The organism is Pseudomonas poae (assembly GCF_001439785.1).
Lineage (GTDB): Bacteria > Pseudomonadota > Gammaproteobacteria > Pseudomonadales > Pseudomonadaceae > Aquipseudomonas > Aquipseudomonas poae.
Map to the genome: position 1 here is coordinate 1 of NZ_JYLI01000045.1, position 3,937 is coordinate 3,937.

General features: G+C 62.0%; 1 protein-coding gene. It reads left to right on the forward strand.

Going from position 1 to position 3,937, the window contains the following annotated elements; all coding sequences use genetic code 11:
- Window positions 1-3,937, forward strand: a 3,937-nt coding sequence (locus TU75_RS26040; RefSeq protein ID WP_060550538.1) for a DUF6531 domain-containing protein, incomplete at both ends; no start/stop codon positions are given.

Sequence of the window (3,937 nt, forward strand, 5' to 3'; positions counted from 1 at the left end):
GTTTTTGGAGCGGCTCGGCGCTGGAGCTTGAACAAGTCTTCAACGTCGGCGAAGACGTCACGCTGAGTGCGCCGGTGTCTTCGCGCACGCCAAGCGCTGTTGTCGCGACCTGCCCGGCCCAGGGTTCGCTGACCCTGGTGCATCTGTTTGAAAGCACGCGCCTTGTGCCCATCGGTAATACCCCCGTGAGGGTGCAGGCCATCGCCCCGGATGGCAGCGCTCTCGGTGCCCCGCTCCATCGCACAATAGATGCCAGCGGCCGGCTTGAAATCCCGGAATGCACCCGTGGCCAGCCGTATCACATCACCTTCTACCCCAACGTTTCCAAAGACCACGTCAAGGCGCTGTATGCGTCTTATCAGTCGCTGATCGCCGGGCTGGAATCTCGCCTGCGCGAGGAATGGAAAGACACCTTCCAAGCGCAGTGGACTGAGTTTGCCAAAGCGCCGCCCCTGAAGCGCAGCGCCCTGCAAGGCACCGCCTTCGCGGGCGGCTTGGCCAAAGCCCTCTACAACCTGTGGGACAACATCACGCAACTGTACGACCTGATCGCCAACCTCAAGGCCAACAGCGAGCAGTGGTTGCGCTATGTCTCCCAGCGCGAGCTGGATGAGCTGCTCAAGCTGGGCAAGGACGCCATTGCCCATGGCCTGCTGGTGCTCAGTGATGAGCCGCTGCTGTTTATCTATCTGTCAGCAATGATCGGCTGGATTCGCCTGCTGCCGCCGCCGCAGATGGTTGAGCTGGTGGGCGAAATCACCGGCGAGGTGCTGATCAACCTGTTGCTGATCTGGGCCACGCGGGGCATGGGCGTGAAGATTCGCCTGGGTGTGCAGGTGGTGGGGCACATCAAGTCCGGGCGGGTGCGCCGCTGGCTGGAGATGCTCGCCGAGCAGTTGGCGCAGCCGGGGTTGGCACAGCATGTCGAGGCGGCCAAGCCGTTGCTGTTGGGCAGTGCGGCCACGCCAATCAAGGCGGTGGCGCCGCTGAAGGTGGGCGAGGCACTGGTGCCGAACGCGGTGCCGACGGTGCGAAAAAAGACGCAGCGCACGGCACTCGTGCACGAATCGCCCGTGGATGATGTGCCGGTGTCGGCAAAAAACCCGGCGGGGGAAGCGTCTGCGTCTGCGGACAAGACCGTGACCAATGGCTGCCCGGTGTCGATGGTCACCGGCGAGGAATTACTCACCCTCACCGACGGCATCCTGGATGGGATTTTGCCATTCGAGTGGACACGGGTTTATCGCACCAGTGCGGTGGAAATCGATGTCGGGCTGGGGTTTGGCTGGAGCCATGCCCTGGCCCAGCGGCTGGAGATGTCCGGCGATTCGGTGGTGTGGACGGACCATGAAAATCGCTCGACCACCCTGCCCTTGCCGACGATTGCTCGCCCGGCGATCACCAACAGCCTGGCGGAAGCAGCGATCTTTTTGGGGGACTTGCCCGATGAGCTGGTGCTGGCCCAGGCGTCGCGGTTTTATCACTTTCGAGATGGCGTGCTGGTGGCGATCAGCGATGCGTACGACAACCGGCTGCGCATTTCCCGCGACGTGCTGGGGCGCATTGAGCGGCTGGACAATGGCGCCGGGCGCTCGCTGTGGTTGCGCTATGCGCAGGGTCGAATTGTGGCGGTGGACTACCAGATTCATCGCGCCAAGGGCCGTGAACCCTACGACTGGGTCACTGAACAGACGGTCATGTCCTACGCCTACGACGACGCGGGCCGACTGGTGTCGGCGACCAATGCCGTAGGTGAATGCGAGGTTTACCGGTACGACGAGCAGCACGTGATTCTGGAACGTGGGCTGGCCGGTGGGGCGAGTTTCTTCTGGGCGTGGGAACGGTCCGGCAAGGCGGCGCGCTGTGTGCGGCACTGGGCCAGTTTTGCGCAGATGGACACGCGCTATGTGTGGGCCGATGACGGGCGCGTCACCGTGCATAACGCCGATGGTAGCCAGGAAGTGTACGTCCACGATCAGCGGGCACGGCTGGTGCAGCGGATGGATCCGGATGGCGCTCAGCACTTCAAATCCTACGATGAAAAAGGCCGGCTGACGGTTGAGCAGGACCCGTTGGGCGCGGTGACGGCGTATCAGTACGACGACGCAGGGCGGTTAGTGGCGCTGTTTCCGGGGGACGATGAGCCGACGTCCTACGAGCATGACAACGGGTTCGTACGGGTGGTGCGTCGGGGTGAGGCGGTTTGGAAATACGAGCGTAATGAACAAGGCGACGTAACGCGCAAGACCGATCCGGACGGCCATGTCACCGACTACAGCTACAACAAACAGGGGCAACTGATTGGGGTGTGGTATCCCGATCACAGCTGCCAACGGCTGGTGTGGAATGAGCGCGGGCAACTGTTTGAGGAACAGTTGCCCAGTGGCGGGATCAGGCGCTATCGCTATGACGACCTCGGGCGACAGGTGGCCCGCGAGGATGAGCATGGCGCGCTGACCCAGTATCAATGGGACAGCGTGGGCCGTTTGGTTCGCCTGATATTGCCGGGCGGTGCATGCAGGGAATACAGCTACAACGCCTACGGAAAAATCACCGCCGAACGCGATGAACTGGGCAACGTTACGCGCTACGAGTATGCCGACGGGCTGCACCTGATCAGTCGGCGACTCAATGCTGATGGCACGCAGGTCCAGTATCGCTATGACAACGCGCGGTTATTGCTGACCGAGATCGAAAACGAGGTGGGCGAGACCTACCGGCTTGCCTATCACCCCAACGGGTTGATCCAGCAGGAAATCGGCTTTGATGGCCAGCGCACCGCCTACGTTTATGACCTCAACGGCCATCTGCAGGAAAAGACCGAACATGGCGACGATGGCAGTCAGCTCATCACCCGCTATGAGCGAGACGCTGCCGGGCGCCTTGTCAGAAAAACCCTGCCGGACGGCAATAAGGTGGATTACGCCTACGACCGCCAGGGCAATCTCCTCAGCGTCGAAGACGGTCACTGGGCGCTGGCCTATGAGTACGATCGACAAAACCGCCTCATCGCCGAGCATCAAGGCTGGGGCACCTTGCGTTATGGCTATGACGCCTGCGGTCAACTGCAGCGCCTGCGCCTGCCGGACAACAACCGCGTCACGTTTAATCACGATAAAGGTGGCCACCTCGGCACCGTCGAACTCAACGGTGAAGTGCTCACCTCGCATCTATTCAAAGCGGGCAAGGAGCAGCAACGACAGCAAGGCCAACTGCTCAACCATTACCACTACGACGACCAACACCGCCTCCACGCCCACGCCATCACGCAACAGGAAAACCGCTACTACCGCCGCCAATACGACTACGACAAATCCGGCAACCTCGCCCGCATTCTCGATACGCGCAAAGGCGAACACCACTACGCCTACGACCCGCTCCACCGCCTGACCCGCGCCGATCACTCGCAGGATCTACAGGAACGCTTCGGCCACAAACCGGCCGGCAACCTGCTGATGCACGACCGCCCCGGCCCGGACATCGTCGCCGGCAATCGCCTGATGATCCAGGGCGACCGGCATTACGACCACGACGCCTTCGGCAACCTGATACGCGAACGCCGAGGCAAAGCTCACGCACTGGTCACCGAATACCGCTACGACTGCCAGCACCGCCTGATCGCCGTCAAGAAACCCAACGGCCAAATCGCCCATTACCGCTACGACCCCTTTGGCCGACGCATCAGCAAAACCGTTGACGGCGTCACGACGGAATTTTTCTGGCAAGGCGACAAACTGATCGCCGAACACCACGCCGACCGCCACCGCAGCTACCTCTACGAACCCGACAGCTTCCGCCCTTTAGCGCTACTGGATGGTTTCGGCTCCGACGCCACCAGCCCCTACCACTACCAACTCGACCACCTCGGCACGCCACAGGAACTGACCGCACCAGACGGCGAAATCGTCTGGTCCGCCCACTACCGCGCCTACGGCCA